This is a genomic window from Streptomyces sp. NPDC051286, from assembly GCF_044455345.1.
In the GTDB taxonomy this organism is placed as follows: Bacteria; Actinomycetota; Actinomycetes; order Streptomycetales; family Streptomycetaceae; genus Streptomyces.
Window position 1 is genome coordinate 61,662 of the sequence record NZ_JBITER010000006.1, and the last position, 16,567, is coordinate 78,228.

A 16,567-nucleotide genomic window follows, 5' to 3' on the forward strand; every position below is an offset into this window, starting at 1 on the left:
CCTCCTCGGTGCTCCTGTTCAACTCTTTGGACGCATCCGGTAGTTGTACACATCGGGCAGTGGCTCGTCGGTGAGCGCCGACCACACCTCGTCGAGGATCTCCGCCCCCTCCCGAAGGTCCGCGACCTCGAAGCCCTCGTCGAAGACGGCACGGGCGGCGGCGCAGTCTCCCTCGGCCAGCAGGAGCCGGGCCTCCAGCAGGCGGAACCGGCCGCGCTGCTGGATCGCCGGGCGCAGCCCGGTCCAGACCGTCCGGGCGTCCTCGGTCCGCCCGGCCGCCAGCAGCGCCTCGATCGCCTCGCGGCCGAGAGCGGCGGTGGCCGCCGTCCAGACATCGCCGTCGTCCCGGGCCTCCGCGCACAGGTCACCGAACGCCTCGGTGTAGAGGTCGGCCGCCCGGTCGCGCTGGCCGCCCTCCTGGGCGGCGACGGCCAGGCAGCGCAGCAGCGGCCAGCGGGACGACGCGAGGGCGAGACCGCGTTCCCAGCTGCGGACCGCCTGGGCGCGGTCGCCGGCGTGCCACTGGGCGACGCCGAGGTGGTACTCGGCGAGAGGTTCGGCGGCTGCCGTCTCCAGCATGTCCCGCCAGTGCGCGGAGACCAGCGACGGTCCTGGCGGCGCCACGCGGCGCGGTTCGGGGAAACCGCCCCGGTCGAGCAGGTGCAGCCAGGGCGCCTGCTGCTCACCCAGGGTGGAATCGGCGAACGGCGTGCCGGGGAGCTTGTATCCGGCGCGCCGGACTTCGAGGGCGCCCCAGCCGGAGCCGGTGGCGAGGGACTCGCCGGGCTCGGTGTCGGCGTACGGGCGCCAGGCCGCGTACGCGGCATCGACGTCGGCCCGCGGCATCGCCTCGGCCAGCCGTTGTTCGGTCTCGGCACGAGCCGCGGTCCAGTCGGCGCCGTGCACGACCCGGGGGTCCGCGGACAGCGGACCGTAGGACTCCAGCCAGCTGAACTCGGCGCCTGGTTCGAGCGGAATGTGCTCCAGCTGGGTGCGGGCCAGTCCGGCCTGGATCTCCGCGTAGCCGACGGTGCCGGGTTCGGTGAGCCACTGCTGCCAGCGGCGTCCGCCGGGCCCGTTGCCCCAGACGAAGAGCTTGCGGCCACGCAGCAGGTCGGTGGAGGTCTGGACGAGGCCCTGGCCCTCGGCGTCGAGGGAGGCGATCCAGCGGCGGGCGCCGTCGGGCACTTCGTAGAAATAGTCGGCGGGGAAGTCGCTGAGCAGCGGGTACGTACGGTCGACGGAACCGGTCACCGGGACGGGAACCCGGGTCAGTGTCCGTTCGTAACCGAAGTGCCAGGCCTCGTCGGCAGGGGCCAGGATCCGGGTGCGCTCGCCTTCCGGGACGGCGATGTTGGACCACCAGTAGACGGGCGCGGTGTGCTCGTGCGGGTTGCGTATCCGTACGCCGACATGGAGGAAATCGGAGTCCTGCGGCAACCACAGATCCACCTGGAACGGGAGGTCGCGCAGTCGCTCCCACTCCCAGAGCCGGACCATCTCGCCGCCGTCGGGGGCAGCGACACGGGCGGCATGCACCGGGGCGCAGGACAGCGTGGTGTGCCCCGTGGCGCCGATGTTCCACTCGATGCCGCCGGAGAACCAGGCGCCGTTGAGTGCGAAGTCGGCGGGCTGCAGGACGGGGTTGGTGTAAAGCAGTTCGCGGCCGGTCGGCTTGTGGTGGAGGGAGTGGATCCGACCGCCGAGCCCGGGCAGGACGGTGGCCCGCAGCCGGTCGTTCTCGATGATGATCGCGTCCAGGCCGGTGGGCGTGCGCTCGCGCCCGTATCCGTCGAGGATGCGGACCGGCAGGACGGTGCCCAGTGGCTCGTAGCCGATCTGCCGTGCCATGTCACGCGGCAGTCCTGCGCGGGCCCGGTCGTCGACGACATGCATCTCGTCGAGCGGCCGCAGCGCCGGCAGCGGGTTCTCCGGGCCCAGCGGTGCGGCGGGCAGAGTCAGTACGGCACGTCGTACGGTCGTGGCCAAGGCAACCTCGCTCCCTCGCGCGGGCCGCCGCAGGTCCGGCCGCCCCCCGATGACCATGGAACACGCTGGAAGCCGCCCCGACCAGGGGCGCAGCCGTCAGACTTCGGCAAAAGCCGCCGCCAGCTGGTCGGCGAGCAGCGCTCCGGCGGTGCCGTCGGGGTCGAGATCGGTGTCGTACACCGTGACGTCGAGGCCGACACAGCGCGGCGAGCGGACGACGCCGCCCTCCAGCGCCCCGAGCCTCTGCACGATCCGCTGCTCGCGCAGTGCACCGGTCGGCTGGTAGCAGCCGGGAGCGGGCGGCCGCAGCCTGAGGTCGGACGGGGCGTCGACAACGGCAATATTCCGTATGCCGTTCATCCTCGCCGTCGTAGCCTTGATCATCGACGACTCATGCGATGAAGGCGGCAGGACACGATGGGCACCCAGCACACCTACCGAGTGATCGTGCGCGGCACCTTTGACGGCCTCACGGACGAGGCACGCGCCCGACTGCTGGCCGAGGTCGAGCAGCACGGCCTGGCGGCGATGCAGTTCACCGAGGAGGGTTCACTCACCTACGACGCGGTGCTCAAGCACTTCAGCTTCCGGTATGTGGTCGTGTCGGACGCCGAGGACGGCGAGGAGATGGCGTCGGCGATCGCCGAGGACCGGGCGGCGACGGCACTGGGGGAATACGGCTATGGCTTCCGCGAACTGCGCTCCACCGCAACGGACATGGACACCATGAAGATCAATTACAAGGGGCGGCGGGCAGCGGGCCCGGCGTGACGCCGCATCGAGAGCCCGCCGGCCCCTTCATGCCACTGCCCGACCTCTGACCGGCCGGATTCCTGACGAGGGGCGCCGCCGCCCGGGATGCTGCCGGCGACTGCGCCAACAGCGTCCGCACGGGCGGCGCCCCTCCGGGTTCAGCCCACGGGCAGGGTCAGGGCAGCGGTGTGGAGTTTGCCGTCGGTCCGGAACTGCAGGAACAGCCGCCAGTTGCCCGAGGTGGGCAGTTCGGCGTGGAAAGCCAGGTCGGGGCCACCGTGGTCACCGTTCACCTTGGTGGTCGGGTGAAGGTGGGCGAATGCGGCGTCGCCCTCGTGGAAGGCGGTCAGATGGGCGTAGGTCTCCAGGTAGGGCTGGAGATCGGTGACCGGTTCGCCGTCCTTGGACACGGTGACGGTCAGCGGGTGCGCCATGCCGGCCATCGGCTCGCCCTTGACGGTGACGGTGTAGCCGTCGACCTCGGCGCTGCCGGCCCCTGGGGGCAGCGGGGTCTTCGTGGTCGTCCCGGGGACGGTGACGCTGCGGCTCAGGACGAAGTCCTTGCCCTTCCCTGCGCCGGTGTCCGGGGTGAAGGAGGCGAACATGCGCCAGGAGCCGGGGGCGAGGGAGGTGAGGTCGGCGGTCCAGGTGCCGTCGGCGGCCATGACCGGGTGGATGTGCTGGAAGCCGGTCAGGTCCGAGCGGATGGCGTAGAAGTGCATCCGCTTGGTCTGGTCGACGGCGAAGTCGGTGACCGGCTTGCCGTCCGGGCCATTGACCGTGAACCGGTACGCGGCCCGCTTGCCGGAGGGCAGGGTCGCGTCGCGGGGGGTGAGGCGGTAGCCGTCCTTGTTGTCGGACAGGCCGTTGTCGGCGGCCATGTGGTCCATGCCGGGCATGTCACTCATCGAAGGCGACGCGCTGTGCGAAGGGGAATCCGAGGCCTTCGCGCCGTGATTCATGCCGGGCATGGCCGAGGAGTCGCCGGAGGAGCCGCACGCGGCCAGGGTCAGCGCGAGGGCCACGGCGGTGCCGGCCGCCGCGACGGCGCGGCGACGCATGGTGAATCGGGAAGAGGCGAACATGAGAGGGGGTCTTTCCGGGTGGGCGCACCACGCCGGTGGCGCGCGGGAAGGGCAGGACACGGGGCCGGTCCGGTCGGTGACCGGGTCCGGCGCGGTGCCTGTCACGTCCGCGCGACGCACACCTGGATGAGGAGATCCCGCCCACCGGCCGGCGGCCCGCGCCGCCGTGTCCAGCCGGTGGCCGCCCGCAATCCCGCCGGGAACCATGCGGCCGACAGTGCGACGGCGGCGTACAGGCCGGCCGTCGGCAGCGGGTTCCGCTTGTGCGCGGGGGTGGAGACGCACTGCACCCCGTGCATCCCCGAACTGTCACCGGCCCGGGCGGCCTGAGCACTCTGTGCGGTGGTCGGCGGCGCCGCCGAGGTCATCGTCGGAGCTGCGTGGCCGTCGTGCATGGGTGCGGTGACAGAGGGCATCGCACCGTGGCAGCCCTCGGCGGCGGTGGCCGGCGTGCCGTGCATGAGGAACAGACCGAGCAGGACGGCACAGACCGCGATGAGCCGGGCACTGCCCCGCTCGCTCGGTGGTCCGATGCCCACTACCGCTCCTTTGCTCCGCGTTGCTGCGCGTCTGTAGCCGCCGACCCGTACGACCATACCCCGGCCGGGTACCTGGGGCCCCTCGGCCCGTCGGATGCGGGCGATGAGTGCGTACCGTTCGTCGTCGACCGGCCCGCCCCAGGTGCTGCCGAGGTCAGGTGGCCCAGTGGTGGGCGAGGGCGGCGTGGGGGTCGCCGTGTTCGGCGGTGTGGTCGGTGTGCACGGTGGCGCCGACCAGTCGGGGGACGGCGTGGATGAGGGCGTGCTCGGCTGTGACGGCCAGGGCGTGAGCCTGGACCACGGTGAGGTGCGGGTCGACGACGATGTCGGCCTCCGCGCGCAACGCGTGGCCGACCCACCGCAGGCGGACCTGTCCGATGTCGCGGATGCCGTCCACGGCCCGCAAAGCGGTTTCGGCGGTGTCGACCAGGGCGGGGTCGACGGAGTCCATCAACCGCCGGTAGACCTCGCGGGCGGCTTGCCTCAGCACCATGAGGATGACCACGGTGATGAGCAGCCCGACGATCGGGTCGGCGGCCCGCCATCCGAGTGCCGCGCCGCCGGCGCCGAGGAGGACGGCGAGCGAGGTGAAGCCATCGGTGCGGGCGTGCAGTCCGTCGGCGACGAGGGCGGCGGAGCCGATCGTGCGGCCGGTGCGGATGCGGTAGCGGGCCACCCATTCGTTGCCGATGAAGCCGACCACCGCGGCGGCGGCGACCGCCCACAGCTGGGTGATGTCGCGTGGCCTGAGGAGCCGGTCGACCGCCTCGTACGCAGCCAGGGCGGAGGATGCGGCGATGGTGAGCACGATGGCGACGCCGGCCAGGTCCTCGGCGCGTCCGTAACCGTAGGTGTAACGGCGGTTCGCCGCACGGCGGCCCAGGACGAACGCGATGCCCAGAGGGATGGCGGTCAATGCGTCGGCGGCGTTGTGAATGGTGTCGCCCAGCAGCGCGACCGACCCCGACGCCACGACGACGACCGCCTGGATCACCGTGGTCGCCCCCAGGATGCCCAGGGACAGCCACAGGGTGCGCATCCCCTCCCTGGAGGTCTCCATCGCCGAGTCGACTTTGTCCATGACCTCGTGACTGTGCGGCGTGATCACATGGGAGACCTGGTGCCGAACCCGCGACCAGCGCGAACCGTCACGCTCGCGGCTCTGCGGGTACCCGTGGTCGTGCGCGTCCTCGTGACCGTGGTCATGCCCGTGCCCGGCACCCGGGCCGTCGTGACCATGGTGATGCTGCTGGCTCACAGCGCGCTCGCTTTCGTCGGGCGGCGGGGTGGACGGAGATCCCACCCGTCTATTATGTGCGTATGAATGCACGCATGCATCTATCAACTGCGCAGGGTTCGCAGCCGCGAGACGTGGGCACTGAGCATTTCCTGGTCGCGGCCGAGGTCCTGGGCCTTCTGGCGGACCGCACCCGTCTGGCGCTGCTGCATGTCCTGGCAGCGAATGAAGCGGACGTCACCTCACTGGCGGAGGCCGTAGGAGCGGCCCGGCCGGCGGTCAGCCAGCATCTCGCCCGGTTGCGCATGTCCGGGCTGGTGACGACCCGCAAGGAGGGTCGGCGGGTGATCTACACGCTGCCCGACGGGCATCTGCGACGTGTGGTGGCCGAAGCCCTGGAGCTGGCGGATCACCGGCTGACCGGGCGTGCGCCCCACGCATGAGGCGCACGCCCGGCCAAGGGCTCAGAGCCTGTCGGGTGACCTTCGATCGCCCGATCAGAGGTCACCCGGACAGGCTCTCAGGCCACCGCCGGCGCCGGGACAGCGGTGGCAGGGTCGAGATGGCCGGTGCGGCGCAGTGCGATCAGGGCCGCCGCGCAACCACCGCCCACGGCGGCCAGCACCGCCCACGGCAGCCACGGTGTGCCGAGGCGGGCGGCGAGGTCGAACAGGGCTCCCACGCCCAGGTTCCCTGCGGCCACCGCGATCCCGGAGACGGTGCTGTACGCGCCGTAGTACGTGGCGACCAGCCGCTCGCCGGACAGCCGGACCAGGGTGTCCATCTCGAACGGGTACAGCAGCGCCGAGCCGACGGCCAGCAGGCACGCGCACAGCACCAGACCGGCCGTCCCGCCCCCGGCCGAAAGGCCGCCGGCCCGATGGTGGGGGCCGAGCAGCAGAGGCAGGAAGGCTGCACCCATCAGGACGAGGCCGGTCGCAATGGCTTTGGGGGCTTCGAAGCGTTTTCCGGCCCAGGCGGTGAGCCGCAGTTGTCCGGCGACGGAGGTCAGGGCGGAGACGGCGAAAATCACGCCCATGGCGGTGCCGCTGTTGTCACCGAAGAGAGTGCGGGCCTGCAGCGGCAGGGCGAGGTAGGTCTGGAAGGCCAGGAGGTAGGAGCCCGCCATCGCGGCGGAGAACAGGACAAAGGGCCGGTTGGTGGCGATGGTCCGCCAGTCCGCGGCGATACCGCGCAGCCCGCCCGCGCGCTCGGCGCCGGCGGCCGGACTGCACGGGGGCAGGGCGCGGGCCTGGACGACGGCAAGCAGTGCGAAGACCGCGGCCGCGACCGTACACATGAGGCGGAAGTCCCAGGCGAGCAGGGCAAGGCCCACGAGGGGGCCGAGCAGGATGCCGGCCTGGTAGAAGACGTTGAAGGCGGCGAAGGCCTCCACTCGGCGCTCGCCCGCTCCGGCGGCGAGGTAGGCGCGGACGGCAGGATTGAACAGGGCCCCGGCGAGCCCGGTGGCGGCGGACGCGACGACAAGCACCGGGAGGGTGTCGGCGAGGGCCAGCAGGGCGAATGCGCCGGTGCGCAGGCCGCAGCCGGTCAGGATGAGGGGCTTGTAGCCGATCCGGTCGGCGAGGGTGCCGCCGAGCCAGAACATCCCTTGCTGGGAGAGGTTGCGCACGCCGAGCACCAGGCCGACCGCCCAGGCGGCCAGGCCCAGGCCGTGGGCGAGGTGGTCGGCGAGGTAGGGCATCAGCATGTAGAAGCCGAGATTGATACCGAACTGATTGCACATCAGCAGCTGGAGACCGGGGTCGAAGGAGCGCACCCGCGCGCACAGTTGCTTCACCGGACACCCACCACGGTGCGCATGCCCGCGGGGACGGTGCGATCCAGCGGGTCGGTCACGCGGGCGCACCGCGTCCAGTGCCGCACGGTGTGTTCGGCCGGGTCGTCGATGGTGTCGGGTTCCTCCGGCGGAAGGTGGCCGAGCAACTGGTGCTCCTGGCACCAGGCGTCGTTGTAGATGGTTTCCAGGTAGCGGTGGGGTCCGTCGGGGAAGATCGCAGCGATGCGGGTGCCGGAGGGACAGGTGCGGGCCGCCCATCCGGCGACCCGGGCGACCGCGCCGACGCTCCAGCCGCCCGAGGCGTAGTGCCGACGGGCGAGTTGACGGCAGGCCCAGACCGCCTCGGCGGGGGCGACCCAGTGGACTTCGGTGAAAGCGCGGTAGTCGACGTTGCCCGGATGGATGCTGGAGCCCAGGCCGCGCATCAGGCGCGCGGCGGCAGGCTGCCCGAAGATCGTCGAGCCGGTCGCGTCGACGCCGATCAGCGCCAGATCGGGGAGGCTCTCCCGGAGCACGGCGCTGATCCCTGCTGAGTGGCCGCCCGTGCCTACCGAGGCGACGAGTACGTCGATGCGGCCGAGCTGAGCGATCAGTTCGGCGGCCAGAGGCCTGTACGCGGCGACGTTGTCGGGGTTGTGGTACTGGTCCGGGCACCACGCTCCCGGGTTCGCGCCGAGCAGCTCGGTGACCTGGTCGCGACGGGCCTGCTGCCAGCCGCCGGCCGGATGCGGGGCGGCCACCTGCCGCACCTCGGCGCCCAGTGTGGTGAGAAGGCGCAGCATCGCCGGTTCCATGCCGGGGTCGGTGACAACGGTGACCGGGTGGTCGTGGGTCAGACCGGCCAGGGCCAGGCCGAGCGCGAGGGTGCCGCTGGAGGACTCGATGATCGGGGCTCCGGGCTGGAGAACGCCACGGCGACGGGCTTCCCGGACCATGTGCAGGCCGGGCCGGTCCTTGATGCCTCCGGGGTTGGCTCCCTCCAGTTTGGCGAAGAAGCCCCGTCCGGCAGGCGCGAAAGGCTCACCCACCCACAGGACCGGGGTGTTGCCCACCAACTGGTGGGCGCCGCGGGCGACCTGCGGCGCGGGGGCGAGTGAGTTCGGGCAGAAGTTTTCGAGCAGGGGGACGTGCATGGTCGGTAACGCTCCTTGGTGCACACCGGAACAAGCGGGGTGTGCGGGGCAGACGGGTCACGGGCACGCGAGCACGCCTCCGGCCCCACCCGTGCCCGCGCGGGCACGGGCACGAAGAGAAGGCGTGCGGGCGCGGCCTACCGCCGCAGGACGCAGAGCCGGGTCAGAGTCGCCTGGCCGCCGGTACCGCCCCTCAAGGGTTCCGGACCCTCGCGATCGGACGGGCCTGACACCGAGCGGGGCGTGTACGTGAGAGGCGCCATGTCACCGGGATCGGTGATGGCGCGGTCCACAGGGGTACGAACCCGGTCCACGGCGTGGTCGACCACGTCCGCGTGGCCGCCACCGTGGCCGGGCGCCCGGTCCACGCTGTGCTCCGCCACGGCGTGCGAACAGCCGTCGACGGCCGCGTGCGTGGACAGAGTGGCGAACCCCGGCCCGTGCAGAGCACCAACGAGATGACAGCCGACCAGCAGGAGCAGGGCGAACAACAACGCTGCCCGCACCGGGTGCCCCACCGCCTTGCTGCTCATCCCCGGGATCATTACCTCAAAGTAGTCGATCCCTCACCGATAGTCACTTTTCGGCTTCGCCAACACCCCGTTCCCCCTTCCTTCGGCGGGCATGCCCCGGCACCTCTGAAAAGCGCCGGTCGGCCCCACGGCAGCATCGTCGATCGCGCCACCGACACCGGGGCTCATCGCACCAGAAGCGTCGGACACCCCCGCGAACAAGGCCCCCGACGAAACCCGCTAACAGCCGGAGGCCAACACACGAGCAAGCGCCGCCCCGCCTGCGATCCCCACGTCGGCCGGCCGCCCGGGAGACCCACACCCCCGGCCGCTGGGCCGGGGGCGGTCCAGGAAGCGCCGGAAGGGAGAACCGGTCTCATAGCCGGGGACGCCACCGGGCCACCGCCCGTACTCCGATCCTCACGCTGACGCCCCACACCCGCATCCTGGGACCGCACCGGCCAGAGGGCCATTACCCCGACCGCCCCCGAACTGCGGGCGGCAACCTGGGGCCGACACGAGACGCGGTACTCACGGTCACCGCGAACACGCGCCCCCGGACGGCGGCGTCGGGATCTTCTTCGGAAATCAGGGCACATTCTGCGTACAACCCTTGTGCCCCATGTGCTGTCAAACACGACGACGGACAAGGAACGGGCCCTTTCCGGATACCCCCCGCGCCCCCCGAGCAAGCCCGGCCCTTCGTGAGCCAAGGAGCCGCTCATGCGCAAGCACCGCTCGGCCGCCGTTGCCGCGGCATCGTTTCTTCTCGTGACGGGGGCGGCCATCGCCGCCGCCCCGTCCGCGTACGCCGGGACTCCCGGCGGCACCCACGCCAACGACCGCAACACCGACTTCAACGGCGACGGCTACGACGATGTGCTCGTCGGTGCTCCCGGTGCGGCCGTCGGCGGGCACAAGGGCGCGGGCATGGTCACCGTGCAGTACGGCGGGCCCAAGGGCATGGGCACCTCCAACGCCAGGGCCTTCAGCCAGAACACCTCGGGTGTGGCCGGCGCCGCCGAGGCCGGCGACGGTTTCGGCAAGACCCTGGCCACCGGCGACCTGGACGGCGACGGCTACGACGACGCGGTCGTCGGCATCCCTGGCGAGGACATCGGTAGCGTCTCCAACGCGGGTGGCGTCGTCGTCCTGTGGGGCACGCCGAAGGGGCTCAGCGGGTCGGTGAGCAACTGGCTGCAGGCCGAAAAGCCCACCGCAGGCGGCAAGTTCGGCGCCTCGCTCGCCGCGGCCCGGTTCTCCGACACCACCCCGGGCGATCTGCTGGCGGTCATGGACTCGGTCGGACTGACCATGTACCAGTTCGAACCAGCCACCGAGCCCAGCACGAAGAGTGCCGGCCCGCAGGCGCGGCAGCCCGTACAGAAGTCGCGTACGACGCTCTCCTCGCCGTCGAAGAAGGCACGCACCGGGTCCGCCGCCGAGGCGCCGGGCATCCGGCCCACGTCGATGACGACCGGCGACTACGACAACAACGGCTACGCCGACCTGGTCGTCTCCGGCACCAGCGTCGGCGGCGAGCCGGGGCACGGCTGGTCGTACATCCTCCCCGGCACCGCCTCCCATGACGAGCCGCTGCCGGTCACCGCGGTACGCGGCGGCCCGGTCGTCGCCTCCGGCGACATCAACGGCGACGGATACGACGACCTGGCCACCGGCGAGCCGCACAGCCCGGACGACGGCGGCGCGAGCATGACCGGCGGTATGGTCGGCGTCTACTACGGCAGCGCGGCCGGCCCCGCGGGCCGGGAGGGCCCCGGCACCCCGCCCGTCTGGTGGACCCAGAACTCTTCCGGCGTACCGGGATCGAACGAGCGGGGCGACGGCTTCGGCACCGACCTCTCCATCGGCGACACGAACAAGGACGGATTCGCGGACCTGGCGATCGGCATCTCCGGCGAGGACGTCGGCAGAGTCACGGACGCGGGTGCCTTCACCGTGCTGCGCGGCTCGGCCCGGGGGCTGACCGCCACCGGAGCGCTGTCGGTGACGCAGGGCACCGTGAAGGTCCCGGGCACGGTGGAGAAGGGCGACAAGTTCGGCGGCCAGGTCTCCTTCACCGACCCCAACGACGACGGACGCTTCGGTCTGCTCGTCTCGGCGCCCGGTGAGAACACGAACGACGGCTACGTCTGGGTCTTCTCCGCGGGCGCCGGCGGCTTGACGACCTCCGGCTCGTGGAACTACGGGGCGAGAGCTTTCGGCGGTCCGTCCCTGGACGCGCTGTACGGGGCGGCGATCGACGACTGACATGACGCGGGCGGGAGCTCGTCCCGCCCGCATCCGCTCCGACCGCCAGGGCCACCGCCCGGATCCGCCCACAGATGATCTCCACGGACCGCCGCCAGGTCGGCAGGGCCCTGTCGAACAGATGGCGGTCACGGGATATCTTGATATCAAGCAATGTTGCAGACGTGGAGCGGAGCACCCGGTGACTGACTCGACCATCATCTATACGCACACCGACGAGGCCCCGGCCCTGGCGACGTATTCGTTCTTGCCTGTGATCGAGGCGTACGCCTCGACGGCCGGGGTCACCGTGGAGAACCGCGACATCTCCCTGGCGGGGCGGATCATTGCCACCTTCCCGGAGCACCTCGACGAGAACCAGCGCATCGATGACGCTCTCGCCGAGCTCGGCGAGCTGGCCAAGACGCCCAGCGCCAACATCATCAAGCTGCCGAACATCTCGGCGTCGATCCCGCAGATGAAGGCGGCCATCGCCGAGCTGCAGCAGCAGGGCTACGCGCTGCCGGACTACCCGGACGACCCGCAGACGGACGAGGAGAAGGACGTCCGCGCGCGCTACGACAAGATCAAGGGCAGCGCGGTCAACCCGGTCCTGCGCGAGGGCAACTCCGACCGCCGTGCCCCCGCGTCGGTGAAGAACTACGCCAAGACGCACCCGCACCGCATGGGCGCCTGGACGGCCGACTCGAAGACGAACGTCGCGACGATGAACGCCGACGACTTCCGCTCCACCGAGAAGTCCGCCGTCATCGCCGAGCCCGGCTCCCTGCGGATCGAGCTCGCCGGTGACGACGGCACCACCACCGTCCTGCGCGAGTCGGTACCCGTGCTCGCGGGCGAGGTCGTCGACGCGTCCGTGATGCGGGCAGCGGCCCTGCACGAGTTCCTCAAGGCGCAGATCGCCCGCGCCAAGGCCGAGGGTGTGCTCTTCTCCGTGCACCTGAAGGCCACGATGATGAAGGTCTCCGACCCGATCGTCTTCGGCCACGTGGTGCGCGCCTTCTTCCCGAAGACGTTCGAGAAGTACGGCCAGGCACTGATCGCCGCCGGCCTGTCGCCGAACGACGGTCTCGGCACGATCCTGAACGGCCTGGACGGCGTGCCGCACCTTGGCGCCGAGATCAAGGCCTCCTTCGAGGCCGAGCTCGCCGAGGGTCCTGCCCTGGCGATGGTCGACTCCGATCGCGGCATCACCAACCTGCACGTGCCGAGCGATGTCATCGTCGACGCGTCCATGCCGGCCATGATCCGTACCTCCGGTCACATGTGGGGCCCGGACGGCAAGGAGGCCGACACCCTGGCCGTCCTGCCGGACAGCAGCTACTCGGGCGTCTACCAGGCCGTCATCGACGACTGCCGGGCGCACGGTGCGTTCGACCCGTCGACAATGGGTTCGGTGCCGAACGTCGGTCTGATGGCGCAGAAGGCCGAGGAGTACGGCAGCCACGACAAGACCTTCGAGATCGCCGCCCCGGGCACGGTCCGCGTCGTCGACGGTTCCGGCAACGTGGTGCTGGAGCAGACGGTCGCCGCCGGTGACATCTTCCGCATGTGCCAGACCAAGGACCTGCCGATCCAGGACTGGGTCAAGCTCGCCGTCACCCGGGCCCGCGCGACCGGCACCCCGGCCGTGTTCTGGCTGGACGAGGGCCGCGCGCACGACGCGACGCTCATCGCCAAGGTCAGGACGTACCTCGCCGACCACGACACCGAGGGTCTGCAGATCAAGATCCTGTCGCCGGTCGAGGCGACCGCGTTCTCACTGGAGCGCATCCGCCGGGGCGAGGACACCATCTCGGTCACCGGCAACGTGCTGCGTGACTACCTGACCGACCTGTTCCCGATCCTGGAGCTCGGCACGAGCGCCAAGATGCTCTCGGTCGTCCCGCTGATGAACGGCGGCGGCCTGTTCGAGACCGGCGCCGGTGGCTCCGCTCCCAAGCACGTCCAGCAGCTGGTCAAGGAGAACTACCTGCGCTGGGACAGCCTGGGTGAGTTCCTCGCGCTCGCGGTCAGCTTCGAGCACCTGGCGCAGACGACGGGCAACGCGCGCGCCCAGGTGCTCGCCGACACCCTCGACCGCGCCACCGGCACCTTCCTCAACGAGGACAAGTCGCCGAGCCGCAAGCTGGGTGGCATCGACAACCGCGGCAGCCACTTCTACCTGGCGATGTACTGGGCCCAGGAGCTGGCGAAGCAGACCGCCGACGCGCAGCTCGCGGAGGCGTTCGCCGGTCTCGCCAAGACGCTGACCGAGCAGGAGCAGACGATCGTCGACGAGCTCATCGCGGTGCAGGGCTCGCCGGTCGACATCGGCGGCTACTACCGTCCGGACGTCGCCAAGGCGTCGGCCGCCATGCGCCCGTCGGCGACGTTCAACGAGGCCATCGCTTCGCTGGGCTAGCCCACAGCAGTTCCCGGTCGCCGCGCAGCTCGCGGTGACCGTTCCGCCCCGGTCGCACGTGCGGCCGGGGCGGTCCCACATGCTTCCGGGTGGAACGATCCTGCAGTCCCCGACAGACCGGGGTTCGCTGAGCAGGCCCGGAACGCGGTGCCGGGATTGCACCCGGACGAACGCCACCAGCAGCGCCGACGGGTCGTGCACGAGGTTGAACAGGTCATCGAACCGGCGGCCGGGATGCCGTTTTCGAGAATCGCCATCAGGGGCGTACGGGCCCGGGTCAGCGCGGGAGTTCCGCGCGGCACAGCCGGATGAAGGCCGGACCGGCCGCCGCCCCTGCCGCGCACACCGCGGCGCCGGCGGCGGATCACGAGGTACACAGGAGGGCGGTCCGCATCGGGCGGACCGCCCTCCTGCCTCTTGACTACGCCTTGGCGGCTACCGCCGGATCACACCGCGGGCGATCCGTAGATGCCCATCTCGTAGACCGAGTAGCCCCAGGTCGTCTTCCGCTTGACGCCCTGCATTCGGACATACTGCACCGCACTGCTGGAGTTGATCTTGATTACGTCATTGCCGCAGCTGTCGGGGTTCTGGGTGGCTGCCTCGCTCCAGTTCGTCCCGTCCAGGGAGGTCTGGATCTGGTACTCCGTCGCGCAGGCGCCCTCCCAGGCGAGGGTTACCGCTGCGACCTTGGCGGGGGCGGCGAGCTTCACCTGGACCCACTCGTTGTCGCTGTAGCCGGATGCCCAACGGGTGCCGAGCTGACCGTCGTTGACGTACCGGGCCGAGAGCCGGTCGAGGTTCTGCTCGACGCTGGATGCGCTCGCCGTGCCCTTCAGTGCGAGGTTCTCCGAGCCGCCCGCGGCATCCCACAGCTGAAGCCGGATGTCCGCCTGGATGAGGAAGGAGTCGAGTACCCCGTCGCCGACCTTGGGCTGGGCCTTGCCCCAGGTGTTGCGCGCCGGATCGACCCGTACGGCCCGGGCCTGCTTCTGCAGAGCCTCGGAGTCGGCGAGCAGCGCCTCGGCCTTCTCCTTGTCACCGGCCTGCCGGGCCGCGAGCGCGTCCAGTGTCTTCCCCATCGACATGCCCCACAGCTGGGTGGCGTCCAGCCAGGGCTTGGCATCGGCGGCGAAGCCCTGCTCCACCGATCCGGCGCGGATGGCGGCGGGGGCGTCCTCGATTTCGCTCGCGTAGGTTCGCAGCGCCTTGACAGAACTGGTCCGGTCGCCCGCGTCCCATGCCTTCCAGAACTCGGCTACCCGGCCGGCGAGTTCGGGTGCCTGGGACTGCCAGGGGGTGGTGCCGAAGGTCGGGGCCAGGTGTTCCAGGTCGGCGAAGACGAGCAGCGCGTCGGTGGCCCGGCGGTCACCGCCCGCGAGGTAGGCCATGGCGCGCGCCCAGCTCGCCTTCGCGTCGTACGCCTTGTCGTTCCAGGTGAAGTCCGCGGCGCCGAAGACCGCGACCTTGCTGGCGTACGGCTGGTTCATCGGGTTGGCAACGATGCCGGAGAGGTGGCTGGACAGGCCCGCCTCGCGCTTGTCGTACGGGGCGAGCAGCAGTCGGCCGCTGGTGTTGCCGTAGTCGTTGACCGGGTAGTTGTCCCAGACGAAGACCTTGCGGCCGAAGAGCTTCGAGGCACCGTCGGCCTGCTCGTTGGTGATCGCGGGCGGTACAACGTCGGTACCGGTCCACATGACGACGACGGCCGGGTCCAGGGTGGCCCGCATCGTCTGCTTGTAGCTGGTGTCGGTCAGGTCGCCGTACTCGGTCGGCACCATCTGCAGCGGGCGGGCGCCCTCGTGAGTGGCGATGAAGTTCTGCTGGAGGTCGTTGAGCAGGTCGACCTGGGCCTTCGCGGCCGCGGTGCGTCCCGGCTGGCCGTACGTCGCCTGGTCGGCCGCGCAGTTCCACCTGGTGTAGCTGATGTCGTCCAGCGGGATGGAGAAGGACCGGGTGCCCAGATCGTAGAGGGCCTGGAGCTTGGCCTTGAGGGCCTTGCGGTCGTCGGAGTTGGAGTAGCAGATCGATCCGCCGGGTGAGACCGCGAACGTGAAGCGGACGTGGTTCGCGGTGGCCCGGTTCACCAGCTCGCCCAGTTCGGCGAGTTTGTCGGTGGGATAGAGTTCGCGCCACCTGTCGCGGTGGTAGGGGTCGTCCTTGGGCGCGTAGATGTAGGTGTTGGCCTTGACGTCGCCGTAGAAGTCCATCTGGTCCAGCCGCTCGGCATGCGTCCAGGGCTGACCGTAGAAGCCCTCGATCGTGCCGCGCAGCGGCATCGACGGGAAGTCACTGATCTGTGCGCCCGCCACCTGCCAGTCATCGCCCTGGCGTTGGAAGAGCTGGCGCAGCGTCTGCACCGCGTAGAACTGGCCCGTCGCGTCCGTGCCTCCGAGGGCGACCTGCTGGCGCGGGGCCTGTCCCGACACACGCAGGGCGTAACCCTCGGCGTGGTGGGCGACGGCGGTGTCACCCAGCGCGCTTGCGATGTCCGGGCGTTCGGCGGATCCAAGCCTGATGGTGAGCAAACCTGCTGCTCCCGAGGGGACTTCGCCGGGGGCGACGACATCGACGCGCGCGACGCCGTGCTTCTTCAGTTCGCGGATCAGCCGGTCACGGGCGGCCGCGTCCGTGTGGTCGTCCGCGACCACGAGCACCCGGCCCGTTACGGTCGCGTCGCGTCCGGCGCGGGAGATGGACTGCGGGGTGGGGGAAACCGGCGGCAGGGGGCCGGCGTCGGCCGAGGCCGCGTCCGGAAGCGGCTGGGCGCTGGCGGCCTGCGGCAGCACCCCGAGCACCATGGCGCTTGCTATTGCGAACATTCCTGCGGCGATCCTGCGTCT

At 70.8% G+C, this 16,567-nt stretch carries 12 protein-coding genes and 1 pseudogene; 4 read left to right on the top strand and 9 right to left on the bottom strand.

All coding sequences use genetic code 11. The annotated features are described in order from the left end of the window. Positions 1–18 precede the first annotated feature (18 nt). Positions 19–1,989 (bottom strand): DUF5107 domain-containing protein, encoded by a 1,971-nt coding sequence (locus ACIBB8_RS08625; RefSeq protein WP_398949804.1) that lies wholly within the window; start codon positions 1,987–1,989, stop codon positions 19–21. A 201-nt stretch (positions 1,990–2,190) separates the two neighbouring features. Further along, positions 2,191–2,340 (bottom strand): annotated as a pseudogene (locus tag ACIBB8_RS08630) (arginase family protein); the annotation flags it as partial. 66 nt (positions 2,341–2,406) lie between these two features. Between ACIBB8_RS08630 and ACIBB8_RS08635 the strand changes: the two are divergent. Continuing rightward, entirely contained in the window at positions 2,407–2,760 is a 354-nt protein-coding gene (locus ACIBB8_RS08635) for a DUF6204 family protein (protein ID WP_398949806.1), read from the top strand. A 140-nt stretch (positions 2,761–2,900) separates the two neighbouring features. Here ACIBB8_RS08635 and ACIBB8_RS08640 read toward each other — a convergent pair whose 3' ends face one another. The 3 genes from ACIBB8_RS08640 to ACIBB8_RS08650 form a co-directional block, all read right to left on the bottom strand. After that, positions 2,901–3,827: a hypothetical protein gene (locus tag ACIBB8_RS08640; RefSeq protein ID WP_398949808.1), complete on the bottom strand. Its 927-nt coding sequence runs from the start codon at positions 3,825–3,827 to the stop codon at positions 2,901–2,903. Between the two features lie 101 nt (positions 3,828–3,928). Beyond that, positions 3,929–4,366 (bottom strand): hypothetical protein, encoded by a 438-nt coding sequence (locus ACIBB8_RS08645; protein WP_398949810.1) that lies wholly within the window; start codon positions 4,364–4,366, stop codon positions 3,929–3,931. A gap of 154 nt (positions 4,367–4,520) precedes the next feature. After that, positions 4,521–5,669, bottom strand: a complete 1,149-nt coding sequence (locus tag ACIBB8_RS08650; RefSeq protein ID WP_398949812.1) for a cation diffusion facilitator family transporter — start codon at positions 5,667–5,669, stop codon at positions 4,521–4,523. A 17-nt stretch (positions 5,670–5,686) separates the two neighbouring features. On the opposite strand from ACIBB8_RS08650, the gene ACIBB8_RS08655 reads away from it, so the two are divergent. Then, positions 5,687–6,046 carry an ArsR/SmtB family transcription factor gene (locus ACIBB8_RS08655; RefSeq protein ID WP_398949814.1) on the top strand — a complete coding sequence of 120 codons (360 nt, stop codon included), beginning with the start codon at positions 5,687–5,689 and terminating at the stop codon, positions 6,044–6,046. A gap of 77 nt (positions 6,047–6,123) precedes the next feature. Here the strand turns inward: ACIBB8_RS08655 and ACIBB8_RS08660 are convergent, their stop codons facing one another. The 3 genes from ACIBB8_RS08660 to ACIBB8_RS08670 all read right to left on the bottom strand — a co-directional run bounded on the left by ACIBB8_RS08660 (position 6,124) and on the right by ACIBB8_RS08670 (position 9,070). Further along, positions 6,124–7,404 (bottom strand): MFS transporter, encoded by a 1,281-nt coding sequence (locus tag ACIBB8_RS08660; RefSeq protein ID WP_398949816.1) that lies wholly within the window; start codon positions 7,402–7,404, stop codon positions 6,124–6,126. After that, positions 7,401–8,537: a PLP-dependent cysteine synthase family protein gene (locus ACIBB8_RS08665; RefSeq protein ID WP_398949818.1), complete on the bottom strand. Its 1,137-nt coding sequence runs from the start codon at positions 8,535–8,537 to the stop codon at positions 7,401–7,403. The genes ACIBB8_RS08660 and ACIBB8_RS08665 overlap by 4 nt, the downstream gene beginning before the upstream one ends. 137 nt (positions 8,538–8,674) lie before the next feature. Next, positions 8,675–9,070, bottom strand: a complete 396-nt coding sequence (locus tag ACIBB8_RS08670; protein ID WP_398949820.1) for a hypothetical protein — start codon at positions 9,068–9,070, stop codon at positions 8,675–8,677. A 702-nt stretch (positions 9,071–9,772) separates the two neighbouring features. Here ACIBB8_RS08670 and ACIBB8_RS08675 point away from each other — a divergent pair. Further along, positions 9,773–11,320 carry an esterase gene (locus tag ACIBB8_RS08675; RefSeq protein WP_398949822.1) on the top strand — a complete coding sequence of 516 codons (1,548 nt, stop codon included), beginning with the start codon at positions 9,773–9,775 and terminating at the stop codon, positions 11,318–11,320. A 181-nt stretch (positions 11,321–11,501) separates the two neighbouring features. Then, positions 11,502–13,724, top strand: a complete 2,223-nt coding sequence (locus ACIBB8_RS08680; protein WP_398949824.1) for an NADP-dependent isocitrate dehydrogenase — start codon at positions 11,502–11,504, stop codon at positions 13,722–13,724. Between the two features lie 446 nt (positions 13,725–14,170). Here ACIBB8_RS08680 and ACIBB8_RS08685 read toward each other — a convergent pair whose 3' ends face one another. Then, complete coding sequence (locus ACIBB8_RS08685; RefSeq protein ID WP_398949827.1) at positions 14,171–16,546, bottom strand: beta-N-acetylglucosaminidase domain-containing protein; 2,376 nt, start codon at positions 16,544–16,546, stop codon at positions 14,171–14,173. Between the last annotated feature and the right edge of the window lie 21 nt (positions 16,547–16,567).